The following is a 26336-nucleotide window of genomic DNA, read 5'->3' as shown; positions in this document are numbered from 1 at the left end:
GCCGGGGCGCTCCAACGACGCCACGGACCAGTAAGCGGACTAGTAGTCAGCGCCGAACCAGTCGCCGGCCCCCGGCTCGTAGCAGGTGTAGCCGATCAGGCAGTTCGGGTTGTCGCGGGTCGGACGGAAGGCGCGCTTGGCGATTTCGGTGGGCTCGCAGAACGACCGGTCGCGGACGAACCGGTCGTAGGTCATGCCGCCGGTCCCCAGGACCAGGGCGCCCCGGGCCTGAACGAGGCGGATCGTCTGCTGGCAGGTCATGGCCGTGCTGGACGGCCGCGTCTGCGCCGCGGCGGGTGACGCGGCCAGGACCAGGGCCGCCGCAATCCGGGTCATCATCGCCGACGCCTGTCCTCGTCCCATCGATCCTGCGGACAACCCGCCGGGGACGCTCACCCGTCCTGCGTCGCCTCGCCGCAAGGCCGCTCGTCGGGGACGGCGCTCCCGTCTCCATGGGATCCGAAGCCCCGCGGCCGGGCCGATCGAAGCCCGGCGTCAGACCTCGAAGGATTCGACGTGCACGGTTCCCGGCGCCTGCCGGCGCGCGGTTTCCTCGATCCGGGCGAGCTGCGCCTCGGCGCGGCCGCAGGGAAACCCGTAGCGGGCGCGGACGCGCGCGCTGGCGATGCCCAGGGCAAGGCGGCTCAGGGCGACGAATTCCGCGACGGGATAGTCCTGCCCGACCGCGAGGTGCTCCTTGATCACCAGCGAGGGCGCGTAGCAGGCCTCGCGGGTGCCATCCGGCCAGCGGATGTGAAAACGCATCTCAGGCATCGCGGGGGATCCGAAGGGTGTTCCAGGCCGCGGCCCCCGTCGCGGCCGGGAGCACCGGTGCGTCCCGGGGCGCCAGTTCCGCGTAGGTCGGCAGGTGGCGCGCGGCGCAGGCGTCCCAGACATGGGCCCGGGCGACCTCCCGGCCGGCATTGCGCAGGCGCCCCCGCCGGCCCGGTTCGAGACTCGCCTCCATGGCTGACGCGATGGCGCCCGTGTCCTCCGGGTTCACCGACAGGGCCTCGCCGGGGGCGAGATACTCGGTGAAGGGCGGTCGGGCGGAGACGATCACCGGCGTGCCGCAGGCCATGGCCTCCAGGACGCACAGGCCGTAGCCTTCCATGAGCGAGGGAAACACCAGGGTATCGGCGATCCGGTAGAGGCTCGGCATGTCTGCCTGGTCCACCGGGCCGGTGCGGATCACCGGACGGCCGGTGCCGACCGCGAGCCCCTCGCGCTCGAGGGCGGCGCAGCAGCGGGCCTCGTATCCCGCATGGTCGAGCAGCGAGGCGCCCCCGGCCACGACGAGCTGCGCGCCGGGATGGGCGCGGCGCAGGGCCGCGAAGGCCTCGATCACCGCCAACGTGTTCTTGCGCGCCTCAAACCCGCCGACGCTGAGGAAGACCGGGCCGCCGCCGAGACCGAGGCTTCGACGGAGAGCCTCGTCCTCCGGTCCGGGATCGGGCGTGTAGGTCGCGCTATCCACGCCGGTGCCGACCACCTCGGCCCGGGCGCCGTATTCCACGGCCAGCGTCGCCGCCCAGGTCCGGCTGAGGCAGAGCAGGCGCCCGGCATCGAGGATCGCCCGCTCCTCCCACTGCGCAAGCTGCGCATCCGTAGACGCGTCGATGTGGTGGACGGTGCGCACGAAGCCCGGGATGAGGCGGCGGCGGGTCAACGTGGCGAGGGCGTTGCCGCTGATGCAGCATTGGGCGTGAAACACATCGAAGTCGCAGGCGGCGGGGGTGGAGAAATGGGCGAGGTAGTCGGCGATCCGGGCACCGACCAGCGCGGCAGCCGATCCGCCCACCGGCTTAGCCGCGACCGAGATCGCCGGACATCGCGCCGCGCGGAAGAAGCCGCGTCCGGTCGGATCGGGGGCGTGGACGACCGCCTCGTGGCCGAGCCGGCACAGGGCCTCTCCGAGAGCCAGAGCGTGGGCCACGCCGCCGCGCGGATGGGTCGAGTGCGTGAGGATCGCGATGCGCAAGCGGCCGACCGGGGGACGGTTCATGGAGGCCTCAAGCCGGTCGGGGATCGCGCCCGAAACCCTGACCACGCGCTCCGCCGCCCTCACGGAGATGCGCCCAGCACCGGTCGCATGGTTCATGCCGGATGCGGCAGCATCCTGCCGAAACGTCGCATCGGCGCCGTTTCGGGGGCCGGCCGGTCGCCAGCCCCAAAAGCCGCCTAATTTTGCGTTACGAATTCAGTGTGTTTTCAAGCTCGGCACGGAACCGCTCTTTTCAGCACCGTGTGTCAGACTGTATCTAACGCTCACGTGAGCCGGAGCCGTCGGTCCCGTGTCCAAGTCGCTGAACACTGCCTTCCCCGCCCGCAAACTGCTGCGCCGTCTGGGCTTGCTCAGCGCCTTGCTGGTCCTGCCGACGGCGGTTCTGGCCTATGCGGACCTCCTGCCCGAATCGCTCGACATGCTGGGTCTCGACCTGTCTGAGAGTCCGGACCTGCCGCACGTCGCCCGTCAGATCGCCATCGGCGCACCGCTGAAGATCGTGGCCTTCGGCTCGTCCTCGACGCAGGGTATCGGCGCCTCGAGCCCGGCCAACGCCTACCCGGCCCGCCTCCAGATCGACCTGCGCAAGAAGCTGCACGGAATCGACGTCGCGGTCATCAATCGCGGGATCGGCGGCGAGCACGTCGACGACATGCTGGCGCGGCTCGACCGGGACGTCATCGCGGCCGAACCGCAGCTCGTGATCTGGCAGACGGGCAGCAACGATCCGCTGCGCGGGGTCTCGGTCGAACATTTCCGCGAGGCCACCGTGTCGGCCATCCGCCGGATCCGCGAGGCCGGGATCGACGTGGTGCTGATGGAGCCGCAATGGTGCCCGAAGCTGGAAGCCACGCCGGGCGCCTCCCGCTTCCGTGACGCGGTCCGCAGCATCGGCGACGACCTCGACGTTCCGGTGATCCGCCGCGCCGATCTCATGCACGGCTGGGTGCGCGAGGGTAAGCTGACCACCAAGCAGCTCTTCGCCGCCGACGGGCTCCACATGGCCGATCGCGGCTACGCCCTCCTGGCCGAGGCCGCGGCGCAATCGATCCTGCAGGATGCGGGTCCCGTGCGGAGCTTCGAGCCTGTGGCCGAATAGAGGGCGCCCCGCCGCCCCTTCCGGCTGGACTCGGCCGGCGAAGCTCCCCATCTCGGCGCGACCGAGAGCGGAGCCGAACCTTGAGCCAGGATGCATTCAGGTATGAAGACCGGGGCGCGGTGCCCCAGATGCACGCGACCACGATCCTGATGGTGCGCAAGGGCGGCCGTGTCGTCATCGGCGGCGACGGTCAGGTCAGCCTGGGCCAGACCATCGTGAAGGGGAATGCCCGCAAGGTCCGGCGCCTGGCAAAGGGCGCGGTGATCGGCGGCTTCGCCGGCGCCACGGCGGACGCCTTCACCCTGTTTGAACGCCTCGAAGCCAAGCTTGAGCAATATCCCGGTCAGCTGACGCGGGCCTGCGTCGAACTCACCAAGGATTGGCGGACGGACCGCTACCTCCGCCGCCTCGAGGCGATGATGCTGGTCGCCGACCGCGATGTCAGCCTGCTTCTGTCGGGCTCGGGCGACGTGCTGGAACCGGAAAGCGGCGTCATGGCCATCGGCTCGGGCGGCAATTACGCCCTGGCGGCCGCCCGCGCGCTGGAAGACGGAGACCTCGATGCCGAGGCGATCGTCCGGCGCGCCATGGGGATCGCCGCGGAGATCTGCGTCTACACGAACGGCAATCTGGTGATCGAGACCCTCGAAGCCTGACCTCCCGCGGCTGCGGCCTGAGCCGGCGTCGACACCGTACGATCGACGCCGATTCTCGCACCGTGGCCGCCCGCATCCGGATCGTCGGGGCGCTCATGCCCCGCCGCGGCGGTCTAAGCGGTGCATCCCCATCGCACCCGCAGCGGACTCGGCGATGCAGGTCGTATTCGCGTGCAATGAGGAAAAGAAGCGGCTCCAGCCGACTTCAGGAGATCCTCTCAATCCTAAATTCTACAATGAAAATTCGACGATCAATCAATTGATTGATGTAAAACTATCAGATTGGCTAAATTTCGTGCGCTTCATCTACCGAGCACGAGAGCTTCCGGATCCATCACTGAAATTTGAGCGCCGGGTCCGCCATCTCGCGGCACAGCTCCAGCCGAGATTTACGACGACGACTGCATCGGTAAGGGAATTTTCACGCTGTAAAATGCATAGTCGGCCCATAATAAGCAAAATTCGTCGCGCAACATGCGCGCTGAGGGCTAAATTATGCGATCGATTAACGACGTCCGCATCGTGACCAAACTGACCGCGGCCTTCGGCAGCTTAGCGGCGGTAACGATCGGGATCAGCGCGATCGGATACAGTCATCTAACGTCGATCGAGCGGGTCAATCATCTTACGGAACATTCCTACCAGGTCATCTCTGCGCTCGACGGCGTGACGCAGTCGATGCTGAACCAGGAAACGGGGCTCCGCGGCTACCTGCTCTCGGGCGACCCGAAATTTCTGGAGCCGTTCCGCAACGGCCAGAAGGCCTACAAGGCGGCGCTGGAGACCGCGCAGGCGCTCACGGTGGACAACGCGGCGCAGCAGGCGCGCCTGGCGGCGGTGAACAGCTTGGCCGCGACCTGGTCGAACGACATCGCGCGGAACGAGATCGCCCTCGTCGAGGCGGGCCAGCTCGACGCGGCGCGCCAGATCGAGGCGAGCGGAGCCGGGAAGGCGTCCATGGATGCCCTGCGCGCGAAGATTGCCGATGCGGACCAGGCCGAGCGGGAGCTCCTCGGCGCCCGCAGCGACGAACAGGGGCGCTCGTTCAGCGCCGCCTATCTCGCCAGTCTTCTCGGCAGCGTGGGCAGCGTCCTCATCGCAGCGCTTCTGGCGTTCCTGGTCTTCGCGATGCTGACCCGCCCGCTCGGCCGCCTCGTCGCGGTACTCCAGCGCATGGCCCGGGGTGAGATCGAGGCCGAGATCGCAGAGGCCCGACGCGGCGACGAGATCGGCGCGGTCGGGCGGGCCGTGGAGGGAATCAAGACCATGGTCGCCAGGAAGGCGGCCGAGGATGCCGAGATCAAGCGGATCGCCGACACGGCGGCGGCGGCCGAGCGGCGCCGGACCATGATCGAGCTGGCCGACAGCTTCGATCGCGCCGTGGGCGGGATCGTCGGGATGGTGTCGTCCTCGGCCACGGAGCTGCAGGCGACCGCGCGGACCATGTCGGCGACCGCCTCCGAGACGTCGAGCCAGTCGACCACGGTGGCGGCGGCCGCCGAAGAGGCGGCCACCAATGTGAACACGGTGGCGGCGGCGGCCGAGCAGCTGGGCTCCTCGGTCCAGGAAATCGGCCGGCAGGTGGACGGTTCGGCCCATCTGGCGCAGCGCGCCGTCTCGGACGCCGACCAGACCGGCGCCCTGGTTCAGGAGCTGAGCAATTCCGTATCGCGGATCGGCGACGTGGTCGGCCTGATCTCGAACATCGCCGGCCAGACCAACCTGCTGGCGCTGAACGCCACCATCGAGGCCGCCCGCGCCGGTGCCGCCGGCAAGGGCTTCGCCGTCGTCGCCGCCGAGGTGAAGGCGCTGGCCGAGCAGACCGCGAAGGCGACTCACGAGATTTCCGGCCAGATCGCGCAGATCCAGGCGGTGACCGGTCAGGCCGTGACGTCGATCGGCGGCATCACCGAGCGGATCCGGGAGATCAGCGGCGTCGCCACCTCGATCGCCGCCGCGGTCGAGCAACAGGGCGCGGCCACGCAGGAGATCGTCCGGAATGTCGCGCAGGCGGCGGTCGGCGCCGGCGAGGTGACGAGCAACATCTCGGGTGTCGCGGGCGCCGCCGAGGAGACCGGCATGGCGGCCGGCCAGGTGCTCGACGCGGCGTCCGAGCTTTCGCGGCAATCGGAGAAGCTGACCGCCGAGGTCGACCGGTTCCTCGTGAGCGTCCGCGCGGCGTGAGCGGTGCCGCGCAGCGGGCTTCCGGCGACGGAGGCCCGTTCGTCAAAACAAATAATGCCGACGGCGATTAGTTTACGCGGCTTTGACGAATAACCGGCATTTTAGCGCCAATCGAGCCTCTGCGGTTGGATCTCAATGAAAATCGGCGGAAAACTTCTGGGCTTCGTCGGCGCGTGCAGCCTGACGACGCTGATCGTGGCCGGGGTGAGCGTGGCGACGCTGAGAAGCTTCGAGCATTCCCTCACGAGCGTCGAGAACGCCTCGATCCGGGCGCTCGACGCCGCCAACTTCAACCGCCTCGCCGCCGAAGTGACCATGGATTCGCGGGGGGTCTACGCCTCCGCAGACCGGACGGAGGCGGCCAAGTACACCGCCGGCATCCGCAAGGGTCTGGCCGAGATGGACGCGCTCCGGGCGGACTGGGCGCCGCGGGTCACCGAGGCCGAGCGCCCGCTCTTCGACGCCATGGTGCGCAATGCCGAGGCGTTCCGGACCCTGCGCAGCGCCCTCGCGGAGGCTGGCGACACGACCGGCCCCAAGGCGGCCGCCGAACTCGGCTTCAACGACGCCAACCGCGCCAACCGCAAGGTCTTCCAGGCGAGCATCGATGCCCTGGTGAAGCAGGGCCGGACCGAGATGGCGGCGATCAAGTCGGACACCCAGGCGCTGTTCCAGGCGCGGACTCTGCTCCTCCTCGGCCTCGCGCTGGCCGGAACCGCGATCTGCTGCGCTCTGGGCCTGCTCATCGGGCAGCGGCAGATCGCCCGGCCGCTGCGGGCGGTCTCGGAGGCGATCCAGCGCCTCTCGCGCGGCGACCTGACCCTGCCCGCGATCAAGCCGGGGCGCGACGAGATCGGGGCGATCTGGACCAGCATGCAGGTCTTCAGCGACACGATGCGCGAGGCCGAGACCCTCCGGCACGAGCACGAGCGGATGCGGGTCGATACGGCGGCGCGCAAGCGTTCCGAGATGGCCGGGCTCGCCGATCAGTTCCAAAGCAACCTCGGCGGGCTGGTCGATCACCTGGCCGGAGCGGCAGCCGGCTTGGAGCGCGCCGCCGCCACCATGGCGGGCAACGCCGATCACGCCGGCACGCAGTCCCAGGCCGTGACCCGCGCCGCCGAGACCACCGCCTACAACGTCGAGGCCGTCGCCGCCGCCACCGAGGAACTCGCCGCGACGGCGAGCGAGATCGGCGTTCAGGTCACGCAGACCTCCACCGCGGCCGAGGGGGCCGTCGAAGCGACGCGGCGGACCCGGACGAGCGTCCAGGCCCTCGCCCGCAGCGCCGAGGGCATCGGGCAGGTCGTCTCCCTCATCTCCACGATTGCCGGCCAGACCAACCTGCTGGCGCTCAACGCGACGATCGAGGCCGCCCGCGCCGGCGAGGCCGGACGCGGCTTCGCGGTCGTCGCCACCGAGGTCAAGGATCTGGCCACCCAGACCGCCAAGGCCACCGAAGAGATCGCCGGGCAGATCGCCGCCATGCGGGCGGCGACGCATGAGGCCGTCGCCGCGATCGAGGAGATCGGCGGCACGATCGAGCAGGTCCACGGCATCGCCCTCGGTGTGGCCGCGGCCGTCGAGGAGCAGCAATTGGCCACGCAGGAAATCGCCCGCAGCGTCTCGGAGGCCGCGAGCGGCACCCGCTCCGTTACCGAGACCATGGCGCTGGTCCTGGGTGCGGCCCGCGAGACCGGCGCGAGCGCCGCGGAGGTGCTGGCGGCCGCCGCCGACATCGCCCGCCGCTCCAACGGGCTGGGGAGCGAGGTGGCGGGCTTCGTGGCGCAGGTCCGGGCGGCCTGACGGTCCCGCCGCCGCGCGCGGATGTTGCATTGCAGCGCGCAGGCCCCTAGGGTCCGCGCATTCGCAAGGACCCGGTGAAAGCCCGGGTGGCTCTTCCGGCCGCCGATCCGCCGGACCACGCATTCGAGACGCGCCATGACCCGCCAGCGACGCGGGCACGCCGCTCGTGCGGAATCAAGCATGTCACTCAGCTCACCCGGACAGACCGGGTTTCTCCGGTCGTGGACATCCAACATCCGCGGCGACACCCTCTCGGGGATCGTCGTCGCCCTCGCGCTGATCCCCGAGGCCATCGGCTTCTCGGTCATCGCCGGCGTCGACCCGAAGGTCGGCCTCTACGCCTCCGTGGTCATCGCCTGCACCATCGCCTTCGCGGGCGGCCGCCCCGCCATGATCTCGGCCGCCACCGCCGCCACCGCCGTCGTGATGGTCGAGCTCGTGCGCGACCACGGGGTGCAGTACCTCTTCGCCGCCACCATCCTGATGGGCGTGATCCAGATCCTGGCCGGCCTCCTCCGGTTGGGCCGGCTGATGCGGTTCGTCTCGCAGTCGGTGATGACCGGCTTCGTCAACGCCCTGGCGATCCTGATCTTCCTGGCGCAGATGCCCGAACTGACCGGCGTCACGCCGGCGACCTACGGGCTCATCGCCCTGGGCTTGGCGATCATCTACGGCGTGCCGCGGATCACCCGCGCGATCCCCGCCCCGCTCATCGCCATCGCGGTGCTGACGGCGATCACCGCGATCTTCCACCTCGACGTCCGCACGGTCGCCCATCTCGGCGCCCTGCCCTCGGCGCTGCCGAGCTTCGCCCTGCCGGACGTGCCCCTCACCTTCGAGACCCTGCGGATCCTTCTGCCCTACGCGGCGACGTTGGCCGCGGTCGGCCTGCTGGAGAGCCTGCTCACCGCGCAGATCGTCGATGACCTGACCGACACGGGCAGCGACAAGAACCGCGAATGCATGGGCCAGGGCGTGGCCAACATGGCCTCCGCGGTGTTCGGCGGCATGGGCGGCTGCGCGATGATCGGCCAGTCGGTGATCAACGTCTCCTCGGGCGCCCGCGGCCGCCTCTCGACGCTGGTGGCCGGGGCCTTCCTGCTGCTGCTCCTCGTGGCGCTGCAGGATCTGCTCGCCGTGGTGCCCGTGGCGGCCCTGACCGCCGTGATGATCATGGTCTCGATCAACACCTTCTCCTGGCGTTCCCTGGCCCGCCTGCGGACCAACCCGCTGCCATCCTCCGCGGTGATGCTGGCCACCGTCCTGGTCGTCGTGGCCACGAAGGATCTCGCCATCGGCGTGCTGGTCGGCGTGCTGCTCTCGGGCGTGTTCTTCGCCGGCAAGGTCTCCCGTCTCAACCGGATCACCTCCAGCCTCTCGGCCGATGGCCGGACCCGCACCTACGCCATCACCGGGCAGGTGTTCTTCGCCTCCGCCGGCACGTTCTCCGAGGCGATCGACGTGCTGGAGCCGGTCGAGCGTCTCGTGATCGACGTCCACGCGGCGCATTTCTGGGACATCTCGGCGGTCGCAGCCCTCGACCGGGTGGTGCTGAAGGCCCGCGCCCGCGGGCGCCTCGTCGAGGTCGTCGGCCTCAACGCCGCCAGCTCGACCCTGGTCGAGCGGTTCGGCCAGCACGACAAGCCCGGCGTCGCAGCGGTGCCGGCAGCGCATTGAGGCGGCTATCGGCCCACGCGGCGCCCCCTTGCGCGGGGCCGCGTGGGACCCCATTCCCGGCGCGGGGCCGATTTCGGGCCGGGAACAGGGATGGCACAGCGGTGACGACGTTCTCTCCGCGCGAGATCGTGTCCGAACTCGATCGCTTCATCGTCGGGCAACACGACGCCAAGCGCGCCGTGGCGATCGCGCTGCGCAATCGCTGGCGACGCCAGCAGCTGATCGGTCCGCTCCGCGAGGAGGTCGCGCCCAAGAACATCCTGATGATCGGGCCGACGGGGTGCGGAAAGACCGAGATTGCCCGCCGCCTCGCCCGGCTCGCCAACGCCCCGTTCCTCAAGGTCGAGGCCACCAAGTTCACCGAGGTCGGCTATGTCGGCCGCGATGTCGAGCAGATCATCCGTGATCTCGTCGAAGTGGCGATCGGCCTGACCCGGCAGGTGAAGCGCGAGGGCGTGAAGGCCAAGGCCGAAGCCGCGGCCGAGAACCGCCTCCTCGACGCCCTCGTCGGGCCGACCGCCAGCCAGGCCACCCGTGACAGCTTCCGGCGCAAGCTCCGCAACAGCGAGCTCGACGACAAGGAGGTGGAGCTGGAGCTGACCTCCGGCGCCCCCACGGGCATGCCGATGTTCGAGATTCCCGGTGTGCCGGGGGCCTCCATGGGCGCGATCAACATCGGCGACATGCTCGGCAAGGCACTCGGCGGCCAGCGCGGCAAGCCGCGCCGGATCCTGGTCCGGGACGCCTATGCGCCCCTGATGGCCGAAGAATCCGATAAGCTCGTCGACGACGAGGCGCTGGTCCGCGAGGCGATCGGCGAGGTCGAGAACAACGGCATCGTGTTCCTCGACGAGATCGACAAGATCTGCGCCCGCGAGGGCCGGTCCTCCGGCGACGTGTCCCGGGAGGGCGTACAGCGCGACCTTCTGCCGTTGATCGAAGGCACCACGGTCGCCACCAAGCACGGCCCGGTGAAGACGGACCACGTCCTGTTCATCGCCTCGGGCGCCTTCCACGTCTCGAAGCCGTCCGACCTCCTGCCCGAGCTGCAGGGCCGCCTGCCGATCCGCGTGGAGTTGCAGCCGCTGACGGTGGACGACTTCAAGCAGATTCTCACCGCCACCGAGGCGAGCCTGATCAAGCAGACGGTCGCGCTGATGGAAACGGAGGGCGTGACCCTGTCCTTCACGGACGACGCGGTGGACGCGCTCGCCCGGGTCGCGGTCGAGGTGAATTCCTCGGTGGAGAACATCGGTGCCCGCCGGCTTCAGACGGTTCTCGAACGGGTGATCGACGAGATCTCCTTCACCGCCACAGACCGCTCCGGCGAGACGGTGCCGATCGACGCGGCCTATGTGCGCGAGCGGGTTCAGGACCTGGCGTCCAACGCCGATCTGAGCCGGTTCATCCTCTAGGGCCTGGACGTCACCCGCGCTCCGGTTTGCGGCCACGCCGTCATTCCGGAGCGCCACGCCGGAGCGCCAGAGGCGAGCCCGGGCTTCGCGACGCGGTCCCGGAACCTCCAGTCATGATTGAGGGTGGCGTGAGCCATGCGGCCCGGCGCGGCCCTTGGCGGCCGCCGCGTCTGCTAGGCCCGCGCCGGGGCGCGGTGCTGGGGGATGTCGACGCGTGTCACGCATGAGATTCGGCCTCGGCGACACGATGCTTTCGGTCGCCGCGCTGGTGACCGGCATGGTCTCCCTCCAGAGCGGCGCGACCTTCGCCAAGAACCTGTTTCCGGCGGTCGGTGTATCCGGGACGTCCGCCCTGCGGGTCGGCTTCTCGGCCCTGATCCTCGTTGCCGTCTGGCGGCCGTGGCGGCGCAGCCTCACGGCGCGCGAGGCCGGCTGGATCGCCCTCTACGGGACGGCTCTCGGGCTGATGAACCTCCTGTTCTATCTCGCCCTGGCACGGCTGCCCCTCGGACCGGCCGTGGCCATCGAGTTCGTCGGGCCGCTGGCCGTCGCTCTGATCGCGTCGCGCCGCCGGTCGGATTTCCTGTGGATCGGCGTGGCGGTCACCGGACTCGCGCTGCTCCTGCCGATCTCCGGTCAGGACGGACTCGATCCGATCGGCATCCTGCTCGATCTCGGCGCGGCCGTGTGCTGGGCGCTCTACATCCTGTTCGGACAGCGCGCGGGGCGGATCGACGGCGGCCAGGCCGTGTCCCTCGGCATGTTCACGGCGGCCATCGTGGTGGCGCCCTTCGGCCTGTCGGAGGCCGGACCGGCCCTGCTCACCCCCGGCATCCTGGCCGCAGGCCTTGGCGTGGCAGTGATGTCGAGTGCCCTGCCCTATTCCCTGGAGATGTTCGCCCTGCGCCGGCTCGACCGGAAGAGCTTCGGCGTCCTGATGAGCCTGGAACCCGCCGTGGCGGCCTGCGCCGGCCTCGTTCTCCTGGGGGAGCGAATCAGTCCCATCCAATGGCTGGCGATCGGATTGGTGATCGCGGCCTCCGTGGGAATCACCGTGAGCACGCGGCGGACGACCCCGACCGCGGCCGTACTGGAAGCCTGATCGTGAAGACTACTTCCCCGCCAGAACCCGCGAGGCGACGTTGATGTATTTGCGGCCCGCTTCCTGGGCGTGAAGCACGGCGTCGCCGAGCTTCTCCTCGTCGCGGACGCTGGCCAGCTTGATGAGCATCGGCAGGTTGATGCCCGCCACGACCTCCACCGATCCGCCGTTCATGCAGGACAGGGCGAGGTTCGACGGCGTGCCGCCGAACATGTCGGTGAGCACGACCACGCCCTCACCGGTATTCACCCGACAGACCGCGGACATGATGTCCCGCCGTCGCAATTCCATATCGTCTTCCGGCCCGATCGTGATCGTCTCGATCTGATCCTGCGGGCCGACCACGTGCTCCAGAGCGGCCTTGAACTCGGTCGCCAGTAGCCCGTGAGTTACGAGCACCATGCCAATCATCGACACGTGTTCCAACGTCCTGTGAATGCCGCCATGTTGTGCATCGCACAGCCCCCCACAAGGCGAACGCGACTTTTTTGCCCGGACATTTCCGCGATCATGCCACGGCCGCAGCGGCTGCGCCATGGGGGTATACCAGTCTTAGGCGAATCGAACCGCCTGTGCGGCTGCGAAGTCACGGCCGATGCTTTCGCAGTGCCGCACGGATGAGCAGCGGCGCGAGGCCGGCGGCGCGCACGCCCCGGTCGAGAACGAGGCGCGGCAGGGTCAGGCCGAGGAGCGCCGCCGCCTCGGGGGGCTCCGGCAGGCGCGGTGCCGTCTCCACGAGATCGACGGCGAGGTCCAGAACCACCTCCGGGCGGAATGGGATGCCGAGCTCGGCCACGGGCAGGATCCCCTGCCCCCGGATCTCGACCTGTCCGGCGAGGCTCGGATGGGGACAGGCCACGAGTCGCCCTTCGCGCACCGTACAGACGACGCGGTCGTCGGCCACGAAGGCCCCGTCGGCCGCGTCGGCGAGCAGGAGCGCGAGACTGGATTTGCCGGCGCCCGACGGGCCGCGAATCAGGATCCCGGTCTCGCACAGCGCGATACAAGCGCCGTGAAGGGTGAGCATCAGGCGTGGAGTTGCCGCGGGGCCGCCGGCAGGCGGACCACGAAGCGGGCGCCGCGCACGGTGGGCTCGCCATCCTCATCCGGGGCGCCGGGCCGGTTCTCGGCGCGGATCGTGCCGCGATGGGCCTGGACGATCTGGCGGGAGATCGACAGGCCGAGCCCTGAATTCTGGCCGAAGCCCTGCTCGGGCCGGTCGGTGTAGAAGCGCTCGAAGATCCGCTCCAGGGCATGCTCCGGGATGCCCGGACCCTCGTCCTCGCAGATCATCTCCACCTCACCGCGCACCCGGCGCAGCACCACCCGGACCTTCGCGTCGCTCGGCGAGAACGAACGGGCGTTGTCGAGGAGGTTGTTGACCACCTGGCCGAGCCGGCTGTCGTGGCCGATGATCGTGAACGGCGCATCCTGCTCCGATCCGATCGATTCGACGTCGAGCTGGATCAGGCAGTCCTTCGGGCGCCGCCGCTCGTTGGCCACGGAGACGACGGTGGTGAGAAGCCGCCGGAGATCCACGCGCCGGGCTTCGGCGCGCGCGAGTTCCGCATCGAGCCGCGAGGCGTCCGCGATGTCGCTGATCAGCCGGTCGAGGCGCTTCACGTCGTGCTGGATGATCGCCATCAGGCGGCCGCGGGATTCGTCGGTCTTGGCGAGCGGCAGGGTTTCCACCGCGCTGCGCAGCGACGTGAGCGGGTTCTTCAGCTCGTGGCTGACATCGGCCGCGAAGCTCTCGATGGCGTCGATCCGCCGGTAGAGCGCCTGGGTCATGTCGCGCAGGGCGCCGGACAGATGGCCGATCTCGTCGGTCCGCTCGGTGAAATCGGGGATCTCCTCGCGGGTCTTGATGCCCATCCGGACCTTCTCGGCGGCCTCGGCGAGGCGGCGCACCGGCCCCGCGATGGCGCCGGCCAGCAGGAACGACAGCACCACCATCACCGCCGAGGCGACGAGGAAGACCTGGAGCAGGCCGAACCGCTCCGAGGCGATGACCCGGTCGATGGCATCGCCCTGGGTCGAGATCAGCAGGGCGCCGCGGACCGAGCCGGCCCGGTGGATCGGCACCGCCACCGACACGGTGGTCTCGCCGAGCTTGTTGCGGCGCACGAGGCTGCCGCGGTTGCCGCCGAGCGCCGCTTGGACTTCCCGGAGGGAGTGGCCGTTCACCGGCCCGGTCTCCTCGGCGGTCTCGGTCCGGCTGCGGAACAGGCCGCCGAGCTTCGCCTGGATCGTCTCGAAGGCGGATTCGAGCATCCCGGGCTTGTGGGGCTTGGGCTCCAGCGGATCGGGCCGGCTGGCGTCGCCGCGCTTGAACAGGGTGCGGGTGTCGAACAGGAGGCCGCCCTCCTGATCGTAGACCCGGGCGCGGTTGCCCGTCGGCGTCACGAGGCGCGACAGGAGCGGCGCCACTTTCTCGGGGTTGAGCGAGAAGGCGAGCGGCTGCGATTCCTCCTCCGCCGCCTCGCCGGCCTGCTGCTGGAGCAGCTTGTCGGGATCGATGCGGATCGTGTCGGTGTCCACCGACGCCGAGGCGGCGATCGCCCCCGCGATGATCTCGCCCTGGATGGCGAGGCTCTGGATCCGGGCCTGGATCAGGCCCTGGCGGAACTGGTTCAGGTAGAGGAACCCGACGAGCAGCGCGATCAGCCCGACGAGGTTGAGGACGACGATGCGGCGCGTCAGGCTCGACGAGGCGCGCTGACCGATCGCGTCCCACACGGCGCGGGGCAGGCCGAGCGGTCGGGCCAGAATCTGGGCCAGGGAGGCGCGGGGCGGGGCATCCTCGGTCTGGGGCTGGGTGGTGCGGGCGGTCACGGGGCGGATCCTGGAGATCACGCCTCCTTGAAGCGGTAGCCGACGCCGTAGAGCGTCTCGATCATATCGAAGCTCTGGTCGGTGACCTTGAACTTCTTGCGCAGCCGCTTGATGTGGCTGTCGATGGTCCGGTCATCGACATAGACCTGATCGTCGTAGGCCGCGTCCATCAGGGCGTTGCGGCTCTTCACCACGCCGGGGCGCTGCGCGAGCGCCTGGAGAATCAGGAACTCCGTGACCGTCAGGGTCACCGGCTCGCCCTTCCACGTGCAGGTGTGGCGCTCGGGATCCATCATCAGCGCGCCGCGCTCCAGCGACCGGGCCGCCACCTCGGCCTCGCCCCGGGGCGCGCTGCCGGGGGCCTCCTTGGCGAAGCGCCGGAGCACCGCCTTGACCCGCTCCACGAGGAGCCGCTGCGAGAACGGTTTATGGATGAAGTCGTCCGCGCCCATCTTGAGGCCGAACAGCTCGTCGATCTCCTCGTCCTTCGAGGTCAGAAAGATCACGGGAAGGTCGGATTTCTGCCGCAGGCGTCGGAGAAGCTCCATCCCGTCCATGCGCGGCATCTTGATGTCGAAGATCGCGAGATCGGGCGGCGAATGGCGCAGACCGTCCAGGGCGGAAGCGCCGTCCGTGTAGGTCTGGATGCGGTAACCTTCGGTCTCCAGCGCGATCGACACAGAGGTGAGGATGTTCCGGTCGTCGTCGACGAGGGCGATGGTCGGCATGCGCGGTCCCTGACTGAACGGGCTCAGGCGCGGTCCCGGCTCTACGCACAGGCCGCGCCGCATCCCGGCCCACGAGGGGCAGACGAAAACGCGAACCGGGCAGTTTCGGCGCAGCCCGGCACACGCAAAGGGACAGGTGCTTTAGTACGACCGATCGGAAAAAGCGAGCGGCGGTCATAGCTTGGCCGTAACAGCGGCACGCCGGGGCCCATCTGACGCGGTTCGGACGCCTCGCGCGCGCAGCGGCAGATCGCTAACATGGCGGCGGAATGCGGCGGCAATTCGGATCGGGGAGGAATCGCGGATGGGCGAGACGATGGACACGGGTCCGGGTCCCGGCGGACCGGCCCGTCCGCTGCCCGCCGAGGCGGCGCCGTTCGACGCGATCGGCCTGTCGCGGATGCTCCTGCGCAGCATCCGTTCGGGTGCCCTCGCGACCCTGGATCCGGACGGCACGCCCTTCGCGTCCCTCGTCACCATCGCCACCGACGCGGACGGCACGCCGCTGATGCTGCTGTCGCGGCTGTCGGCCCATACCCGCAACCTGCTCGCCGAGCCGCGCTGCTCGCTGCTGTTCGCGCAGGGCGGCAAGGGCGATCCCCTCGCCCATCCCCGGCTGACGGTGGTCGGCCGCGCCGTCCAGACACCTGAGGCGCGGGCGCGCGAGCGGTTCCTGGCCCGCCACCCGAAGGCCAAGCTCTACGCCGATTTCCCCGATTTCGGCTTCTTCGCCCTCGCGCCGGATGCCGGCCATCTCAACGGCGGCTTCGCCAAGGCCGCGACGCTGACCCGGGACCAGCTCCTCCTCGATCTCTCGGACGCGCAGCCGATCGTGGCCGGCGAGCGCGGCGCCGTGGAGCATATGAACGCCGACCATGCGGACGCGCTGGCGCTCTACGCCGCGGGCGCGGGCGGCGAGGCCGGGCTGCCCTGGCGGCTCACCGGCCTCGACCCCGAGGGCATGGACCTGATGGCGGGCGATCGCACCGTCCGGGCCCCCTATCCGGAGCGCGTCACCGACATGGGTGCGCTGCGCAAAAGCCTCGTTGCCATGGCCGCGCGGGCGCGCGCGACCGGTGCGGACGCGTGAACGCGCAAGGACTTCACGATCAGGCATGGCGAAAAGTCGCTGCGTGCCCCATATCGGGGCGATGAGCGATACCCAGACTGATACCTACCCCTTCAGCCTCGATGTGGAGCCGGTCGGCGAGAGCGGCTCCCTGTTCCAGTGGAGCATCCGCAAGCACGGCAAGCTGCACCAGCGCTCGGACCGGAAACATCCGACCGAGGCCAAGGCGCGCTCCCATGGCGAGGCCGAGATCGAGCGCCTGATCCGCGACCGCGGTCGCTGATCGGACGGACGATCGTCGGCGACAGTCCCGTCGTTCACCCGGGGGCCGGCACGTTCCGGCCCCCGTCGTTTGTCCGTGGATCGGACGATCGGGTCCATGCCCTCCGTCATCCCGGGACCGCGACGCGCAGCCCGCGACCGGGACACCCGGCGGGATCCGACGGCGCCAGCCGGTACGGTTCCGGTATTCGGGCCCTTCTGCGCCCGCCCGGAATGACGGGACGGGACCCTCATCGCGACGGCGCCGGTCCTCAGGCGCTTAGGCCGCGCTTGGCGCCTTCCCGCGGCGCTGCTATCTCGCGCGGGAGCCGATCTTTTCGAATACGTCCCGACGTCAGAGGGTGCGCGCCGGCGTGCGCCCGAACGGAATGCCGATGACAGCCCCGATCGAATCCATCCGCAATTTCTCGATCGTCGCACATATCGACCACGGCAAATCGACCTTGGCCGACCGGCTGATCCAGGCCACCGGCACCGTCGCGCTCCGCGACATGAGCGAGCAGATGCTCGACTCGATGGATATCGAGAAGGAGCGCGGCATCACCATCAAGGCGCAGACCGTGCGCCTGGAATACAAGGCGCAGGACGGCAAGGATTACGTCCTGAACCTGATGGACACGCCCGGCCACGTGGACTTCGCCTACGAGGTGTCGCGCTCGCTCGCCGCCTGCGAGGGGTCCCTCCTGGTGGTCGACGCCTCGCAGGGCGTGGAGGCGCAGACCCTCGCCAACGTCTATCAGGCGCTCGACGCCAACCACGAGATTGTGCCCGTCCTCAACAAGGTCGACCTGCCGGCGGCCGAGCCGGACCGGGTGAAGGAGCAGATCGAGGAGGTGATCGGCCTCGATGCCTCCGACGCGGTGCCGATCTCGGCCAAGACCGGGCTGAACATCGAGGCGGTGCTGGAGGCGATCGTAACCCGCCTGCCGCCGCCGAAGGGCAAGAGCGACGCGCCGCTGAAGGCGCTCCTCGTGGACAGCTGGTACGACGCCTATCTCGGCGTCGTGGTGCTGGTGCGGATCATCGACGGCACCCTCAAGAAGGGCATGACCATCCGCATGATGGGCGCCGACGCCGTGTACGGCGTCGACCGGATCGGCGTGTTCCGGCCGAAGATGGCCGATATCGACGCCCTCGGCCCGGGCGAGGTCGGCTTCTTCACCGGCTCGATCAAGGAGGTGGCCGACACCCGCGTCGGCGACACCATCACCGAGGACAAGCGCCAGACCACCGAGATGCTGCCGGGCTTCAAGGAAGTCCAGGCGGTGGTGTTCTGCGGCCTGTTCCCCGTGGACGCGGCCGAGTTCGAGAATCTCCGCTCGGCCATGGGCCGGCTGCGGCTCAACGACGCCTCCTTCTCCTACGAGATGGAGTCTTCGGCCGCCCTCGGCTTCGGCTTCCGCTGCGGCTTCCTCGGCCTCCTGCACCTGGAGATCATCCAGGAGCGGCTTGAGCGCGAGTTCAACCTCGACCTGATCTCGACCGCGCCCTCGGTGGTCTACCGCCTGAAGATGCGCGACGGGGAGGTGAAGGAGCTGCACAACCCGGCCGACATGCCGGACATCATGAAGATCGAATCGATCGAGGAGCCCTGGATCCGCGCCACGATCCTTACGCCCGACGAGTATCTCGGCGGCGTTCTGAAGCTCTGCCAGGACCGCCGGGGCGTCCAGATCGACCTCAACTACGTCGGCAAGCGCGCAATGGTGGTCTACGACCTGCCGCTGAACGAAGTGGTGTTCGATTTCTACGACCGGCTGAAGTCGATCTCGAAGGGCTACGCCTCCTTCGATTACCACGTCTCGGATTACCGCGAGGGCGACCTCGTGAAGATGTCGATCCTGGTGAATGCCGAGCCGGTTGACGCCCTGTCGATGCTGGTCCACCGCACCCGCGCCGAATCGCGCGGCCGGGCCATGTGCGAGAAGCTGAAGGACCTGATTCCCCGCCACCTGTTCCAGATCCCCGTCCAGGCGGCGATCGGTGGCAAGATCATCGCCCGCGAGACGATCAAGGCTCTGTCCAAGGACGTCACCGCCAAGTGCTACGGCGGCGACATCTCGCGCAAGCGCAAGCTTCTGGACAAGCAGAAGGAAGGCAAGAAGAAGATGCGCCAGTTCGGGCGCGTCGAGATCCCGCAGGAAGCGTTCATCGCGGCGCTGAAGATGGACGATTGAGGCGCCGCGTTGGTGAGGCGCTTTCCGTCATCTGTCACGAAGAAGACGCGAGAGCCGATCTTGCTTTTGCGTTCGAACGTGATGGCCGGTTCTGAAATGGGAACCGGCCTTTTCCGTCGTTGCGAGCGCAGCGACGATGCGGGGCGCAAAACAAGCGTCTACCCCGGCGGCAGCACGTCGATCTGGATCCCCGCATAATACGCCGCCAGATTGGCGATATCCGCGTCCGACAGCTCCTTCGCGACCACGTTCATGATCTCGTTCTGCCGCTTGCCGTCGCGGTACTCGGTGAGCGCCTTCACGAGGTAGGGCTCGACCTGACCCGCGAGGTTCGGCGCCTCCGGCAGCTTCGAGAGCCCGTCCATCCCGTGGCAGGTCTGGCAGGCGGTCGCGCGCTTCTTGCCCGCAGCAGCGTCGCCGGCCTCGGCCGAGAGCGGGACGAGCGTGGCGGCAAGGAGGAGAAGCAAGCGGATCATCGGGGCGGGCTCGAACTCTCGGACCGGTGGAGACTGGCACCCGCGCTTCCGGACGGGGCGCGGGTCCCCTCTCCCGTGCGGGAGAGGGACAGGGTGAGGGATCGGATCTTTCCGGAGACGGCGCACCCCTCATTCCGACCCTCTCCCGGACGGGAGAGGGAGTGCGTCGCGCCCGTTCGCGACGGGGCGTCCCTCCCGGTGAGGGGCGCCCGGTCACAAGACACTACTTCTCGTAGGAGATCCGATAGATCGCCCCGGCGGAATCGTCCGAGACCAGCAGCGAGCCGTCGAGCATCACCGCCACGTCCACCGGGCGGCCGAGATACTCGCCGTCGCCGGTGAGCCAGCCCTCGGCGAAGGGCTTCACCGATTCCACCTTCCCGTCGGCGCCGAGCTTGGCGAACATCACCCGGGCGCCCACCGGCTCGGTGCGGTTCCAGGACCCGTGCTCGGCGATGAAGATCCCGCCCTTGTAGGAGGCCGGGAACTGCTTGCCGTTGTAGAAGGTCATGCCGAGATCGGCCGCGTGCGGGGGCAGCTCGGCCTGCGGCGCGACGGCGTCGGCCGGCGGGGTCTGGTCCTTGTACTCCACCGTGCGGACCGCACCGCCGCCGAACCACGGGAACCCGAAATTCTCGCCGGCCTTGGTGGCGCGGTTCAGCTCGCCCGGCGGCTTGTCGTCGCCCATGCCGTCCACTTGGTTGTCGGTGAACCAGAGGGACTTATCGGTGTTGAAGTCCATCCCCACCGAATTGCGGATGCCGGTGGCGTAGACCTCGCGGTTCTTGCCGTCGGCATCGATGCGGATGATGCCGCCGATGCCGGTCTTCTTGTAGAGATCCATCTTCTCGGGCGGCGGCACGTTGTAGGGCTGGCCCAGCGCGATGTAGGTCTTGCCATCCGGCCCGACCCGGCAGACCCGGGCGGTGTGGTTGAAGCTCTCCTCGGAGGCCGGGATCAGCGCGCCCTGCTTGATCAGCACGCCGGCAGCGACGTCCGGATTCTCGTAGAAGAACTCGGCGGCCGGGAAGGCCAGGACGCGGTTCTGCTCCACCACGGTGAGCACGCCGTCCTTCGAGAAGCAGACGCCGTTGGGGATCTTGAACGCGATGCCCGGCGCGAAGGGCCGGACCTCGTCGGCGACCCGGTCCTTGTCGCGATCGGTGACCGTGAAGATCTTGCTCTTGCGCGTGCCGACGAACAGCACCCCGGCATTCGGGCCGACCGCGATGGCGCGGGCATCCGGCACCACGGCATAGAGATCGATCTTGAAGCCGTCCGGCAGCTTGATCTTCGACAGGTTCTTGCGGATCGCGTCGGCGCGCCGGCCGGTCTGCGGGATTTCGGCGGCGGCCTGCGTGTCCGTGCTGTGGAAGCCCTCGAGCTTCTCCAGATCGTCGGTCTTGGCCTTGGTCTCGGCAGGGGCGGCGCCCTGCGCCAGGGCGGGCAGAACCGCCGCCGGCATGGCCACGCCCGCGACGAGCGCGGCGAGAAGCAGAGATCGCATCGAAACAAATCCTCCCGGCGGCCCTCGGTTCAGGGCATTACCGGAAGGGAACGATAGGGGCGCGGGAGAGACCGGCAAGCCGCTTCGGTGACGCGGGCCCGGTGCTGTTGCGCGTCAGGCGACCTTGCGCGGCACGAGACGCTCGCTGCCCAGCGCCGCCTCGCCCCCCGACACGCCGGCCTCCGTGTACTCGGCGTCCTCGTTGACCCGCCAGACGTCGTGCCGGCGCCGGCCGCAGAGGATGTTCTCCACGGTCAGCATCGCGGTCATCATCGCATGGTCCTGGTTGTTGTACTTGTGCATGCCGTTGCGGCCGACGAGGTGCAGGGTCGGGAAATCCCGCTCCAGCTCCCGCCGCACGGTGACGACGTGGCCGGCATATTCCTCGTCGTAGACCGGGTAGGCCTTCGGCTGGCGGACCACGCAGGCATCGACCACGTCGGCCGGGTCGATCAGGCCGATCTGGCCGATCTCGCGCTTGGCGAGCTCCACCAGCTCGGCATCGTCGGCGTTCCAGAGGCCGTCGCCCTCGAAGCAGAAATATTCGAGGCCCAGGCAGGTATGGTCCGCGTCCGGCACCATCTCGGGGGACCAGGAGCGGAAGTTCTGCACCCGGCCGACCTTCACCGACGGGTCGTGGATGTAGATCCAGTTGTCCGGGAAGTTCTTGTCGGACTTGGCGATGAGCGCCACCGTCAGGAAATCGCGGTACTTCAGCGCCCGGGCGTTGAAGGTGCTGAGCGGCCGCGGGCGAATCGCGTCGACCAGCTCGCGGACCGGCGCGGACGAGATGACGTTGCGGGCCGTGAAGGTCTCGCGGCTGCCGTCGGCGCGGCGGGCCGCCACCGTCCAGATGCCGGTCCCGGCATCGTAGCTGAGGGAATCGACGCTGCGGTCGAGGCGCAGGTGGCCGCCCTGGGCCTCGATCTTGGCGGCGGCGGCCTCCCACATCATGCCGGGTCCCCGGCGCGGATAGCGGAACGACTCGATCAGCGTCTTGATGACGGGACCGCCTGCCGGGGTCCGCTTGCGCAGGCCCAGGGAGCGCTTGATGCCGTCGCGGATCGCCGCGCCGAGGTCGAGCCCCTTGATGCGCTGCGCCGCCCAGTCGGCCGAGATCGCGTCGCAGGACATGCCCCACACCTTCTCGGTGTAGGTCTTGAAGAAGATCGCGAACAGGCGCTCGCCGAACTGGTTGCGCACCCAGGCGTGGAAGGTCTTCGGCTCCTCGACCGGCCGCAGTCGGGCATAGAGGTAGGAGGCGACGCAGGCCGCACTGGTGAAGACGCCGAGGTTGCGGAGCGCCTCGAAGGCCTTGAGCGGGTAGGCGTAGTACCGGCCGCGATAGTAGATCCGGGACAGGCGCGGCCGCTCGATGAAGTCGTTGGGAAGGATCTCGTCCCAGAGATCGACCACGGCCTGCGACTTCGAGAAGAAGCGGTGGCCGCCGATATCGAACAGGTAGCCGTTGTGGGAAACGGTCCGCGAGATCCCGCCGACCTGCGCCGGATCCCGCTCCAGGACGGTGACGGAGCGCCCCTTCTTCGACAGCAGGTAGGCGGCGGTCAGACCCGCGGGCCCCGCGCCGATCACCAGCGTCTCGGTGTGGTGGCTCATCCCATGCTCCGGCGATTGGTGCGGCGCGCGACGCGCAGGACGCCGACCGGACGGCAGGATGCCGGGTCGTGGTTAAGGAATCGCTGGCGCGGCGGCGGGAACGCGCGGCCGATGTCCCTTGACCGCGCGTTAAGCCGAACCGCGCCAGCATGACGGCGAGGGCATCGACCGCCCGCCCGGGTGATCCAACCATGCCGGCTCCGGCGCCCCTGCCCTCCCGACCGCGCCGGCGGATCGAGACCCGCACGCTCCTGTGGGTACTCGCCGCCCTCTGCATCGCGACGATGAACGCGCCTCACGCGGTGTGGGAGACGATCCGGCACCTGCGGGTTCCGGATACCGACGACGCCATGCGCCTCGTGGAAGTCCGCGACCTGCTGGCCGGACAGGGCTGGTTCGACAACGTCCAGTACCGGTTCCTGGCCCCGGCCGGCACGCCCAGCCACTGGTCGCGCCTCGTGGACGCACCCATCGCGGCGATGATCCTGGGACTCACGCCCCTGACAGGTCACGCGCTGGCGGAAGGCCTCACAGCCGCCTTCTGGCCCATGGTGCTGTTCGGGCTCTACGGCTGGGTTCTGTATCGCAGCGTCCGGCACAGCTTCGGAAGCCGGGCCGCGCTCCTGGCCCTGGTGGCGGCGACGCAGACCTTCGGTGTCACGATCCAGTTCCAGGCAGGCCGGGTCGATCATCACAATCTGCAGATCATCGCGATCCTCGGCCTCGCCTTCTGCATGATCGGCGGCGATCTGAAGCGGGGGGTGATCGGTGGGATTCTGGCCGCCGTCTCCCTGGCGATCGGGCTTGAGGGGCTGCCCTTCGTGGCGCTGGCCGCCCTGTATCTCACGGGCGACTGGTGCCTGCGCGGAGCGCCCGCCCGTCCCCCGCTGGCGGGTTTTGGCCTCGGGCTCGGGGCCGCCGCGCCCGCATTGTTCGCCGTGCAGACAGCGCCTTCCCTCTGGGGTGTCTCGCATTGCGACGCGCTCTCGCCACCGTGGCTCTGGCTGACCGTGGGCGGCCTCGTCTTCGCCACCGGAGTCGCCGTCGCGGGAGAGCGCCTCGCGACGATCCGCGCCCGGCTCGCCCTCGCAGGCTTGGCCGGATGCGTCCTTCTGGTCGGGTTCGTCGCCGCCTTCCCGGCCTGCCTCGGCGGCCCCTTCCCGGACATGCCGCCTCTCGTGCGGATCCATTGGCTGCTGACCGTCAACGAGATGGCGCCACTGACGAAATTCGTGGCGCGCGGCCAGTGGGAGGCGCTGGTCTTCTATCCCGTCGTGATCCTCGCGACCTTCACCGCAACCGGGATGGCCTGGCGCGGGCCGGAGCGTCGGGCTTGGTCGGTGATGGCGCTATTCCTGTGGCCCGGGCTGATCCTCGGCATCATTCAGTTCCGCGGCCTCTACATCGCCTCCGGGTTCGTGCCGCTGGTGGCGGGCATCATCCTCGATCGGGCGCTGGCGCGCGCCGCAGGCCCGCCTGCCGATGGCCCACGCTGGCAGATCGCGCTCCTCGGCGCCGGAATGATCAGTTGCCTCTGGATGATCCCGGCGCTCCTGTTCGGAGCGTTGGCGCCGGACCTGCGCACCGCGCCGGATGCGGCCGAGGTCACAGCCTGCCTCAGCGATACCGCCGTGCGCCCCCTCGCGGCCCTGCCGGAGGGCACCGTGCTGGCGCCGATCGTCCTGGGACCGTCGATCCTGTTGCGGACACCGCATAAGATCGTGGCCGCGCCCTATCATCGGGCGATTCCCGGACTCACGGCAGCAATCGAAGGGCTGGGCGGTACCGAGGCCGACCTCGACCGGGTGCTGACGAAGTTCGGCGTTCAATACCTCGTCGCCTGCCCGGCCCGGCCGGCCGACGATCTTCAGGCCGAGACGGCTTTCGCCACGCGACTCGCCCAGGGCAGGGTCCGGAGCGCCCGCCTGATGCCGCTGGACCTGCCCGGCCCACTCAAGGCGTGGCGCGTGATGCCCTGAGCGTCAGAACAGGCGACGATCGAGACGGATGATCCGGCAAAGATCGCCGGCGGTCGCCGCCGGCGCGTGCGGCGCGCGGATCAGCAGGGCCTCCGAGCGTCCGAGTACGCCCAGCATGGAGGAATCCTGACGCTGCTCGGCGGTCGCGATGGGCAGCTGGCCAGGTTCCACGGTGAGGCTCGCGCGCATGTAGTCGGCGCGGCCGTCATTCGCCGAAAGGTCGCGGCCGAGCCTCGCCGGCTCGCTGCGGTCGGCGCCTGCCTGCGGATCCCCCTGGAGCGCACGGATGGCCGGAACCACGAACAGCAGCCCGCAGACGATCGACGAGACCGGATTGCCCGGCAATCCGATCACCAGCATGTCGCCGAGGCGGCCGTGCATCAGCGGCTTGCCCGGACGGAGGGCGACCCGCCAGAACCCGAGTTCCAGTCCCTCCTTGGCGAGCGCGCTCTGAACCAGATCGTGGTCACCGACGGAGGCGCCCCCGAGGGTCACGAGCAGGTCGGCCCGCGCCTCGCGGGCCCGACGGAACGCATCCGCCAGGGCGGCGTGGTCGTCGGCCGCGATGCCGAGATCGATGATGTCGGCTCCCGCCTCCGCCGCGAGGGCCGCGAGCGCGAGGCTGTTCGAAGCGACGATCTGGTCCCAGCCGGGCGTCGCCCCGGGCTCCACCAACTCATCACCGGTGGCGAGAATCGCAACCCGCGGCCTCCGCCGCACGGAGAGGCGCGGATGGCCAGCCGCCGCGGCCAGCGCCAAGCGCCGGGCGTCGAGGCTCATGCCGGCCGGGATCAGGGTTTCGCCCGCGGTGAAATCGAGGCCCGCCCGACGGATGAACCGCATCGGTTCGACCGGCTCGAGGACGCGCACCGTCCCATCCTCCGCGGCCGCATTCTCCTGGATCAGGATCGCATCCGCACCCTCCGGAACCGGCGCGCCGGTGAAGATCCGCACCGTCTCGCCTGCGCCGATGCGTCCCGAGAAGCCGTGTCCGGCCGCACTGGTGCCGATCATCCGCAGGGATGCCCCCACCTTTGAGGCGTCGGCGCTGCGCACGGCGTAGCCGTCCATGGCCGAGGCCGGGAACGGCGGCTGTGTGCGGGAGGCGCCGACATCCGCGGCGAGCGTCCGGCCGGCAGCCTGCGCCAGCGGCACGGTTTCGGGTTCGACCGGACCGGCGACGCTCGCGAGAACGCGCGCCAGCGCCTCGGCGACCGGGATCAGGTCGCTCATTCCTGCGGGGCCCGATACGCGCCCGAGCGACCGCCGTCCTTTGCGATGAGCCGTATGCCCTCGATCCGCATGCCGCGATCGACCGCTTTCACCATGTCGTAGACCGTCAGGCAGGCCACCGAGACCGCGGTCAGGGCCTCCATCTCGACACCCGTCGGACCCTGCACCCGGACTTCCGCGGCGATGCGCAGGCCCGGCAGCGCCGCGTCGGGCTCGCACTCGACCCGGACCTTCGACAACAGCAGCGGGTGACAGAGGGGGATCAGCTCGTGGGTGCGCTTGGCCGCCATGATGCCGGCGAGTCGCGCCGTGCCGATCACGTCCCCCTTCTTGGCGTCGCCCTCGCGGATCAGCGCCAGGGTCTCGGGCCTCATCACGATCTGGCCTTCCGCCCGGGCGGTCCGGTCGGTGGCGGGCTTGTCGGTGACGTCGACCATGTTGGCCGCGCCGCTGGTGTCGAGATGGGTCAGCGTCGAGTCCGGCTCCATC

The 26336-nt window shown here is 69.4% G+C and carries 23 protein-coding genes and 1 other annotated feature; of the genes, 11 read left to right on the top strand and 12 right to left on the bottom strand.

The genetic code is table 11. The annotated features are described in order from the left end of the window. Positions 1-39: 39 nt before the first annotated feature. The 3 genes from ABC766_RS24120 to ABC766_RS24110 all read right to left on the bottom strand — a co-directional run bounded on the left by ABC766_RS24120 (position 40) and on the right by ABC766_RS24110 (position 2005). Positions 40-339, bottom strand: a complete 300-nt coding sequence (locus ABC766_RS24120; RefSeq protein ID WP_078947409.1) for a hypothetical protein — start codon at positions 337-339, stop codon at positions 40-42. A gap of 156 nt (positions 340-495) precedes the next feature. Beyond that, positions 496-774, bottom strand: a complete 279-nt coding sequence (locus tag ABC766_RS24115) for an MSMEG_0570 family nitrogen starvation response protein (RefSeq protein WP_043351680.1) — start codon at positions 772-774, stop codon at positions 496-498. Continuing rightward, complete coding sequence (locus ABC766_RS24110; RefSeq protein ID WP_345822833.1) at positions 767-2005, bottom strand: MSMEG_0565 family glycosyltransferase; 1239 nt, start codon at positions 2003-2005, stop codon at positions 767-769. The genes ABC766_RS24115 and ABC766_RS24110 overlap by 8 nt, the downstream gene beginning before the upstream one ends. 289 nt (positions 2006-2294) lie before the next feature. On the opposite strand from ABC766_RS24110, the gene ABC766_RS24105 reads away from it, so the two are divergent. From ABC766_RS24105 to ABC766_RS24075, 7 genes are all read left to right on the top strand, one after another. Further along, positions 2295-3104: an SGNH/GDSL hydrolase family protein gene (locus tag ABC766_RS24105; protein WP_345819704.1), complete on the top strand. Its 810-nt coding sequence runs from the start codon at positions 2295-2297 to the stop codon at positions 3102-3104. A 128-nt stretch (positions 3105-3232) separates the two neighbouring features. Continuing rightward, positions 3233-3760, top strand: coding sequence for an ATP-dependent protease subunit HslV (hslV, locus tag ABC766_RS24100; protein ID WP_043351688.1), 528 nt, complete (start codon positions 3233-3235; stop codon positions 3758-3760). A 495-nt stretch (positions 3761-4255) separates the two neighbouring features. Further along, positions 4256-5944 (top strand): methyl-accepting chemotaxis protein, encoded by a 1689-nt coding sequence (locus ABC766_RS24095; RefSeq protein ID WP_345819703.1) that lies wholly within the window; start codon positions 4256-4258, stop codon positions 5942-5944. A 135-nt stretch (positions 5945-6079) separates the two neighbouring features. Continuing rightward, positions 6080-7750: a methyl-accepting chemotaxis protein gene (locus tag ABC766_RS24090; protein ID WP_043351674.1), complete on the top strand. Its 1671-nt coding sequence runs from the start codon at positions 6080-6082 to the stop codon at positions 7748-7750. Positions 7751-7814: 64 nt separating this feature from the next. Continuing rightward, positions 7815-7870: a sequence feature (sul1 is cis-regulatory element that is thought to sense ions involved in sulfur or methionine metabolism; They are found in Alphaproteobacteria), on the top strand. Positions 7871-7930: 60 nt separating this feature from the next. Then, positions 7931-9427, top strand: a complete 1497-nt coding sequence (locus tag ABC766_RS24085) for a SulP family inorganic anion transporter (protein ID WP_075380504.1) — start codon at positions 7931-7933, stop codon at positions 9425-9427. Positions 9428-9528: 101 nt separating this feature from the next. Next, positions 9529-10842, top strand: a complete 1314-nt coding sequence (gene hslU, locus ABC766_RS24080; RefSeq protein ID WP_043351661.1) for an ATP-dependent protease ATPase subunit HslU — start codon at positions 9529-9531, stop codon at positions 10840-10842. A gap of 214 nt (positions 10843-11056) precedes the next feature. Then, a complete protein-coding gene (locus ABC766_RS24075) occupies positions 11057-11944 on the top strand; it encodes an EamA family transporter (protein ID WP_274927035.1) in 888 nt (295 codons plus the stop codon). Between the two features lie 9 nt (positions 11945-11953). Here the strand turns inward: ABC766_RS24075 and ABC766_RS24070 are convergent, their stop codons facing one another. The 4 genes from ABC766_RS24070 to ABC766_RS24055 all read right to left on the bottom strand — a co-directional run bounded on the left by ABC766_RS24070 (position 11954) and on the right by ABC766_RS24055 (position 15507). Further along, a complete protein-coding gene (locus ABC766_RS24070; RefSeq protein ID WP_043351658.1) occupies positions 11954-12355 on the bottom strand; it encodes a PTS sugar transporter subunit IIA in 402 nt (133 codons plus the stop codon). A gap of 175 nt (positions 12356-12530) precedes the next feature. Beyond that, positions 12531-12971 carry an HPr kinase/phosphorylase gene (locus ABC766_RS24065; protein WP_182591691.1) on the bottom strand — a complete coding sequence of 147 codons (441 nt, stop codon included), beginning with the start codon at positions 12969-12971 and terminating at the stop codon, positions 12531-12533. Then, the gene (locus ABC766_RS24060) at positions 12971-14725 is read right to left on the bottom strand and encodes a sensor histidine kinase (protein ID WP_345822832.1); all 1755 of its coding nucleotides are present in this window, start codon (positions 14723-14725) and stop codon (positions 12971-12973) included. Before ABC766_RS24060 ends, ABC766_RS24065 begins: the two co-directional genes overlap by 1 nt. Positions 14726-14796: 71 nt before the next feature. Then, positions 14797-15507, bottom strand: a complete 711-nt coding sequence (locus ABC766_RS24055) for a response regulator transcription factor (protein WP_043378508.1) — start codon at positions 15505-15507, stop codon at positions 14797-14799. Between the two features lie 304 nt (positions 15508-15811). On the opposite strand from ABC766_RS24055, the gene ABC766_RS24050 reads away from it, so the two are divergent. The 3 genes from ABC766_RS24050 to lepA all read left to right on the top strand — a co-directional run bounded on the left by ABC766_RS24050 (position 15812) and on the right by lepA (position 19035). Further along, entirely contained in the window at positions 15812-16597 is a 786-nt protein-coding gene (locus tag ABC766_RS24050) for a HugZ family protein (RefSeq protein WP_345819702.1), read from the top strand. 25 nt (positions 16598-16622) lie between these two features. Beyond that, positions 16623-16859, top strand: coding sequence for a hypothetical protein (locus tag ABC766_RS24045; protein ID WP_236952957.1), 237 nt, complete (start codon positions 16623-16625; stop codon positions 16857-16859). Positions 16860-17232: 373 nt separating this feature from the next. Then, entirely contained in the window at positions 17233-19035 is a 1803-nt protein-coding gene (gene lepA / locus ABC766_RS24040) for a translation elongation factor 4 (protein WP_043351666.1), read from the top strand. A gap of 158 nt (positions 19036-19193) precedes the next feature. On the opposite strand, the gene ABC766_RS24035 is transcribed toward lepA, so the two are convergent. The 3 genes from ABC766_RS24035 to ABC766_RS24025 all read right to left on the bottom strand — a co-directional run bounded on the left by ABC766_RS24035 (position 19194) and on the right by ABC766_RS24025 (position 22635). Beyond that, positions 19194-19511: a c-type cytochrome gene (locus ABC766_RS24035; RefSeq protein ID WP_043351655.1), complete on the bottom strand. Its 318-nt coding sequence runs from the start codon at positions 19509-19511 to the stop codon at positions 19194-19196. A 223-nt stretch (positions 19512-19734) separates the two neighbouring features. Continuing rightward, positions 19735-21018, bottom strand: coding sequence for a PQQ-dependent sugar dehydrogenase (locus ABC766_RS24030; RefSeq protein WP_345819701.1), 1284 nt, complete (start codon positions 21016-21018; stop codon positions 19735-19737). Between the two features lie 114 nt (positions 21019-21132). Beyond that, positions 21133-22635, bottom strand: a complete 1503-nt coding sequence (locus ABC766_RS24025) for an NAD(P)/FAD-dependent oxidoreductase (protein WP_345819700.1) — start codon at positions 22633-22635, stop codon at positions 21133-21135. 191 nt (positions 22636-22826) lie between these two features. On the opposite strand from ABC766_RS24025, the gene ABC766_RS24020 reads away from it, so the two are divergent. Beyond that, positions 22827-24614 carry a hypothetical protein gene (locus ABC766_RS24020; protein WP_345819699.1) on the top strand — a complete coding sequence of 596 codons (1788 nt, stop codon included), beginning with the start codon at positions 22827-22829 and terminating at the stop codon, positions 24612-24614. 3 nt (positions 24615-24617) lie between these two features. Here the strand turns inward: ABC766_RS24020 and ABC766_RS24015 are convergent, their stop codons facing one another. Then, the gene (locus ABC766_RS24015) at positions 24618-25847 is read right to left on the bottom strand and encodes a molybdopterin-binding protein (RefSeq protein ID WP_345819698.1); all 1230 of its coding nucleotides are present in this window, start codon (positions 25845-25847) and stop codon (positions 24618-24620) included. Next, positions 25844-26335, bottom strand: coding sequence for a cyclic pyranopterin monophosphate synthase MoaC (moaC, locus tag ABC766_RS24010; protein ID WP_345819697.1), 492 nt, complete (start codon positions 26333-26335; stop codon positions 25844-25846). Before moaC ends, ABC766_RS24015 begins: the two co-directional genes overlap by 4 nt. Between the last annotated feature and the right edge of the window lies 1 nt (position 26336).

The sequence above is a fragment of the Methylobacterium fujisawaense genome, assembly GCF_039619325.1.
GTDB classification, from domain to species: domain Bacteria; phylum Pseudomonadota; class Alphaproteobacteria; order Rhizobiales; family Beijerinckiaceae; genus Methylobacterium; species Methylobacterium fujisawaense.
This window is presented reverse-complemented; position numbering and strand designations above follow the sequence as displayed.

What these genes read in the sequence shown, in the direction of transcription:
- ABC766_RS24050 (WP_345819702.1), top strand. Translation starts at nt 15,812, where the DNA reads ATGGGCGAGACGATGGACACGGGTCCGGGTCCCGGCGGACCGGCCCGT.
- ABC766_RS24020 (WP_345819699.1), top strand. Translation starts at nt 22,827, where the DNA reads ATGCCGGCTCCGGCGCCCCTGCCCTCCCGACCGCGCCGGCGGATCGAG.
- ABC766_RS24030 (WP_345819701.1), bottom strand. Translation starts at nt 21,018, where the DNA reads ATGCGATCTCTGCTTCTCGCCGCGCTCGTCGCGGGCGTGGCCATGCCG.
- hslV (WP_043351688.1), top strand. Translation starts at nt 3,233, where the DNA reads ATGCACGCGACCACGATCCTGATGGTGCGCAAGGGCGGCCGTGTCGTC.
- ABC766_RS24045 (WP_236952957.1), top strand. Translation starts at nt 16,623, where the DNA reads ATGGCGAAAAGTCGCTGCGTGCCCCATATCGGGGCGATGAGCGATACC.
- ABC766_RS24120 (WP_078947409.1), bottom strand. Translation starts at nt 339, where the DNA reads ATGATGACCCGGATTGCGGCGGCCCTGGTCCTGGCCGCGTCACCCGCC.
- ABC766_RS24015 (WP_345819698.1), bottom strand. Translation starts at nt 25,847, where the DNA reads ATGAGCGACCTGATCCCGGTCGCCGAGGCGCTGGCGCGCGTTCTCGCG.
- ABC766_RS24035 (WP_043351655.1), bottom strand. Translation starts at nt 19,511, where the DNA reads ATGATCCGCTTGCTTCTCCTCCTTGCCGCCACGCTCGTCCCGCTCTCG.
- ABC766_RS24065 (WP_182591691.1), bottom strand. Translation starts at nt 12,971, where the DNA reads ATGCTCACCCTTCACGGCGCTTGTATCGCGCTGTGCGAGACCGGGATC.
- moaC (WP_345819697.1), bottom strand. Translation starts at nt 26,335, where the DNA reads ATGGAGCCGGACTCGACGCTGACCCATCTCGACACCAGCGGCGCGGCC.
- ABC766_RS24085 (WP_075380504.1), top strand. Translation starts at nt 7,931, where the DNA reads ATGTCACTCAGCTCACCCGGACAGACCGGGTTTCTCCGGTCGTGGACA.
- ABC766_RS24095 (WP_345819703.1), top strand. Translation starts at nt 4,256, where the DNA reads ATGCGATCGATTAACGACGTCCGCATCGTGACCAAACTGACCGCGGCC.
- ABC766_RS24090 (WP_043351674.1), top strand. Translation starts at nt 6,080, where the DNA reads ATGAAAATCGGCGGAAAACTTCTGGGCTTCGTCGGCGCGTGCAGCCTG.
- ABC766_RS24070 (WP_043351658.1), bottom strand. Translation starts at nt 12,355, where the DNA reads ATGATTGGCATGGTGCTCGTAACTCACGGGCTACTGGCGACCGAGTTC.
- ABC766_RS24110 (WP_345822833.1), bottom strand. Translation starts at nt 2,005, where the DNA reads ATGAACCGTCCCCCGGTCGGCCGCTTGCGCATCGCGATCCTCACGCAC.
- ABC766_RS24025 (WP_345819700.1), bottom strand. Translation starts at nt 22,635, where the DNA reads ATGAGCCACCACACCGAGACGCTGGTGATCGGCGCGGGGCCCGCGGGT.
- lepA (WP_043351666.1), top strand. Translation starts at nt 17,233, where the DNA reads ATGACAGCCCCGATCGAATCCATCCGCAATTTCTCGATCGTCGCACAT.
- ABC766_RS24055 (WP_043378508.1), bottom strand. Translation starts at nt 15,507, where the DNA reads ATGCCGACCATCGCCCTCGTCGACGACGACCGGAACATCCTCACCTCT.
- ABC766_RS24115 (WP_043351680.1), bottom strand. Translation starts at nt 774, where the DNA reads ATGCCTGAGATGCGTTTTCACATCCGCTGGCCGGATGGCACCCGCGAG.